The sequence below is a fragment of the Bifidobacterium sp. POST2/T3 (B1) genome, assembly GCF_058197115.1.
Genome location: NZ_JBVPQK010000233.1, coordinates 1 through 4,143, shown reverse-complemented (window position 1 = coordinate 4,143; position 4,143 = coordinate 1). Strand labels below are relative to the sequence as shown.

Below are 4,143 nucleotides of genomic sequence, written 5' to 3'. Positions count from 1 at the left end.
TTTGGCGTGGGTCCCGACGGCCACTATGCCTCCCTCTTCCCCGACCGCCCTGAGGTCAGGCTGCAGGACGAAGATCTACTGGTGACGGGTATCAGCAACTCCCCCAAGCTGCCCCCGCTCAGGGTCACCATGACCACGCCATTCATCCGCCGGACCCCCAAGGTATGGCTCTTCACCTCAACTGCCGAGAAGGCTTCGGCCGTGGCTGCTGCCCTGGGAACCACAGACGATCCCCATGTCCCCTCCTCTTATGCCAGGGGCACCCGAGAGACCCTCTGGCTCCTGGACGCTGATGCCGCCTCGAAACTGAACTGAGCCTTCTGCGCCAAGAGCCTCCACGGATCTCAGGACTCCGAAGATTCCTTACCCGCAGCACGGACGGAATCTTCGGAGTCCTTTCTGGTCATTTGCTCGACAGCCCGATCGGATTCGTCGACGATCCACTCCATGGCATGCTGTGCCGCCTCTGCATCGCCCCGACGTATCAGGGCAGCTACGTCGCCATGTAGCCGCAGAGCCTTCTCATCGGCCTTCCTGGGCATAAGCTCATGCCGGGTCCGCCCAGACAGCACTGAGGCAATCACATCGCCCAGCGCCGCGAACATGGTGTTGCCCGATGCCTCAAGCAGGGTTCGATGGAAGGTTTCGTCAGCCCGAAGATAGTCCGGCCCGTCGGCCCGGTCAGCGTTGGCCACCATATCAATAGCGGCCCGCGTCAGCTTCGCCCATTGATCATGATCAGCGTGGCTGGCCGCCAGCTGGGCAGCTATGGGCTCCACGCATGCCCTGAGCTCAGACAGCTCATGCAGGGTCCGTCCCCGATCAGGTCCGCGCAGTCTCCACTCGATCACCTGGGGATCAAAGATGTTCCAAAGCTGGTATGGGTTGACCGTGGCACCGACCTTGCGTTTTACAGTGACCAGACCCATGGCCTCAAGAACCCTGGTGACCTCGCGGGTGACCGTGCGCGAAGGCCTCTGGCTATCCAGGTCAGGGATTGGCAGTCGGTCGCCCGGAGCGATGGCACCGCCTACGATGGCCGCGCCCCACTGGTCCAGCAGCCGGTCATGCAGGGTTCCTTCTGCAGCCTTTTCGTCATCAGGTATCCTTGCGCTTTCCACAAAGTCCACTCTAGCAACCGGTTCATTCGCAAGCAGACCAAGGGGATTTACAAGCAAAATCGAGGCTCGATCCTGCTCTTAGCATCCAGGCTTCCAATCCGTCCTAAGGTCGTGTAAGATATGTTTCGTTAAGGCATACTTAATATCGTATTGCTGATATTACGTAATGCAAAAATATGAGCCGAGAAGCTGCTGGGCCGAACGGTTCACACCCTCAGAGAAGAGACAGCCATGCTTTTAGCGTCGCAGAAGCCAGCAGACGGGTACCTAACCCTGGCGACGAGTCAGGCTGTATCCCTGAACACCACCCAGTTGGGCATCAGTCTGGTGTTCAGTCTGTCGGTGGTCATCTTCCTGGCCACTGTCGTCAAACTTCATCCCTTTGTCTCCCTGCTGGATGCCGCCTTGGTGGTCGGCATCCTTAATAATGCCATGACCATGATGCATGCAAGTTCCATGGCCACCACACTTTTGATCATTGTCATCATCGCCGGCTCAATCTTCCTCTCTCATCTCAACGACGCGGGCTTCCTGCTGATCAAGAAGCACTCCGGCCTGAGTGTTGGAGAGACCATGAAGACCTGATCGGTTCTGAAATGCCTGCTGTCGGTAATGGTTCCGGTCATGATCGTCAGCCTCTTTGAACCCATCACCGCCTGAACGTCATTGTCAGATTACTTTTCAGAAAGGTTACACATGGTCGACACATCATTGAAAAATTCAGACGCGCTGAGTGCAGAAAGTCACCCGGAGCCCAGGGTTCCCACGGCAGTGGACAACACGGTTCCACCGGACTATTTCCACGGCCGCACACCCATCCTGGTCATCATGGGAGTCTCCGGCTGCGGCAAGACAACCATGAACGAACATCTCGGCAACAAGCTGGGTTGGGACATGGCCGAGGCCGACGACTTCCACCCCCAGGCCAACATCGAGAAGATGGCCCGCGGTATTCCCCTGAACGACCAGGACCGATGGCCCTGGCTGGACAGCATCCATGATTGGATCGAGGACCACATGCGGCGAGGAGTGCCCGGAACCGTCACCTGCTCAGCCCTGAAGCGGGTCTATCGTGACCGGCTTCGAATGCCTGGGGTGGTCTTCATCCATCTCAGCGGGGACTACGACTCCATCATGGAACGGCTCTCCAAGCGGAAGGGCCACTTCATGAAGCCACAGATGCTGCGCTCCCAGTTCGACACCTTGGAGCCCCTAGGACCGGACGAGGTCCATCTGACCATCGACGTGGGTATGCACATGGCTCCTGAAATCGAGGCAGAAGAGGTCATCGACACCCTGGGCCTGCAGTGCGATGTCAAGGCACACACCGCCCAGGTTCAGGCCGAGCGCGCCCGGCAGGCATCCCGCCAATAGCACCGACAAATCGGCCCGACCGCGGCCGATCACCAACCATCGCGGTCAGCTTCACACTGTTGCAGTTAAGGGAGAGGAACTGACATTATGAAGATCGGCATGATTGGCCTGGGACGCATGGGCAAGAACATGGCGGACCGCCTGCGCACCGGTGGCCACCAGGTGGTCGGCTACGACATCGCGCCGGACTCGGGCAGGAATGTGGACAGCCTGCAAGCCCTGGTCCAGGCCCTCGAGGCACCACGAGTGATTTGGGTCATGGTCCCGGCCGGCAAGCCCATCGAGTCCACACTCGATCAGCTGGGCGAGCTGATGGAGCGCGGCGACCTGGTTGTGGACGGGGGCAACACCCGCTTCACCCAGGACCAAGAGCACGCTCAAGCCCTGGCTGCCAGGGGCATAGGCCTGGTGGATGTGGGCACCTCCAACGGCATCTGGGGCAAGGAGAAAGGCTATGCCCTGATGGTCGGCGGATCGGACCAGGATGTGGCCCGAATCCAGCCCATTCTGGACACCCTGAAGCCTGAGGGCGACTTTGGTCTGGTCCATGCCGGGGGAACGGGCGCGGGCCACTATGCCAAGATGGTCCACAACGGCATCGAGTACGGGATGATGCAGGCCCTTGCTGAAGGGTACGCGGTTCTTGAGGCTTCCGACCTGATCAAGGAGCCGGGCGAAGTGGTGGAGTCCTGGCGCAAGGGTTCGGTCATCCAATCCTGGCTGCTGGACCTACTGGCCCAAGCCCTGAAGGAAGATCCGCACCTGAGCGGAATCGCAGGCAAGGCTGATGAGACCGGCGAGACCAAGTGGATGATCGCGGACGCCCTGGAGCTGGGGGTGCCCACACCGGCCATCACCTCGGCCCTCTACGCCCGCCAGTCCTCCAAGATCGAGGACCCCATGACCATGAAGGTGGTCTCCGCCCTGCGCAACGCCTTCGGCGGCCACCCCATCGTCAGGGAGTAACCGGGTCCCGGGCCGGGTACCAGTAGGATCCCACCTGCGGACGGACCTGGACCATGGCGCCGTCATCAGCGAACTCCAAGGGAGCGAAGACGATTTCGCGATGGCAGCCGTCGCCCCGGCCGTCCCTGGCGAACCTGTGATAGGCCACGATCCAGTCGTCCCGGCCCGGCACACGGGTGATGCAGTGGTGCCCCGTGGCCAGGATCCCTTTGGCGTAATCAGCCTTGATCAGGATCTGGGGCGCGGTCCAGGGCCCGTCCAGCGATGGCGCGCTGGACCAGCGGATCCGGTAGCTCGGGTCCCTGGTGTCGTTCTCCGACCATGAGGCATAGTAGATGTCTCTCCGCCGGCAGATGGTGACAGCCTCGCGGAAGTTTTCGGGCACGGCGGAACGCACTGAGCCATCTTCCAGACGCAGGCCGTCCGGGCTCAGCCGCCCCATGTAGGCACGGCCATTGCCCCAGAGCAGATAGGGCACATCGTCGTCATCCACAAAGACCGAGGGATCGATGGGCAGGCAGTCATAGTCCCCTCGGGCGATGAATGGCTCCTGGGCCGCCCGGAAGGGACCGGTTGGACCGGGAGCGACAGCTTGGCCGATTTGTCCGTCGGCCACAAAATACAGGATGCAGCGTCCCCGGCGCACCAGCAGGCAGGGCGCCCAGGCACCCTGTCCCCCATG

6 protein-coding genes are annotated in these 4,143 nt (G+C 61.1%); 4 read left to right on the top strand and 2 right to left on the bottom strand.

The features are described from left to right. The coding region (locus tag AC0AP0_RS09625) for a 6-phosphogluconolactonase (protein WP_490430305.1) at positions 1-315 on the top strand (315 nt) is incomplete at its 5' end. 29 nt (positions 316-344) lie between these two features. Here AC0AP0_RS09625 and AC0AP0_RS09620 read toward each other — a convergent pair. Further along, complete coding sequence (locus AC0AP0_RS09620; RefSeq protein ID WP_490430304.1) at positions 345-1,130, bottom strand: FadR/GntR family transcriptional regulator; 786 nt, start codon at positions 1,128-1,130, stop codon at positions 345-347. Between the two features lie 222 nt (positions 1,131-1,352). Between AC0AP0_RS09620 and AC0AP0_RS09615 the strand changes: the two genes are divergently transcribed. The 3 genes from AC0AP0_RS09615 to gnd all read left to right on the top strand — a co-directional run bounded on the left by AC0AP0_RS09615 (position 1,353) and on the right by gnd (position 3,461). Beyond that, positions 1,353-1,706: a GntT/GntP/DsdX family permease gene (locus tag AC0AP0_RS09615; RefSeq protein ID WP_490430303.1), complete on the top strand. Its 354-nt coding sequence runs from the start codon at positions 1,353-1,355 to the stop codon at positions 1,704-1,706. A gap of 111 nt (positions 1,707-1,817) precedes the next feature. Next, positions 1,818-2,495, top strand: coding sequence for a gluconokinase (locus tag AC0AP0_RS09610; protein ID WP_490430302.1), 678 nt, complete (start codon positions 1,818-1,820; stop codon positions 2,493-2,495). Positions 2,496-2,582: 87 nt separating this feature from the next. Next, entirely contained in the window at positions 2,583-3,461 is an 879-nt protein-coding gene (gene gnd / locus AC0AP0_RS09605) for a phosphogluconate dehydrogenase (NAD(+)-dependent, decarboxylating) (RefSeq protein ID WP_490430301.1), read from the top strand. Here the strand turns inward: gnd and AC0AP0_RS09600 are convergent. After that, positions 3,451-4,143 (bottom strand): family 43 glycosylhydrolase (locus tag AC0AP0_RS09600; RefSeq protein ID WP_490430300.1); only part of this gene is annotated, 693 nt, incomplete at its 5' end. The two genes, gnd and AC0AP0_RS09600, sit on opposite strands and share 11 nt — an antisense overlap.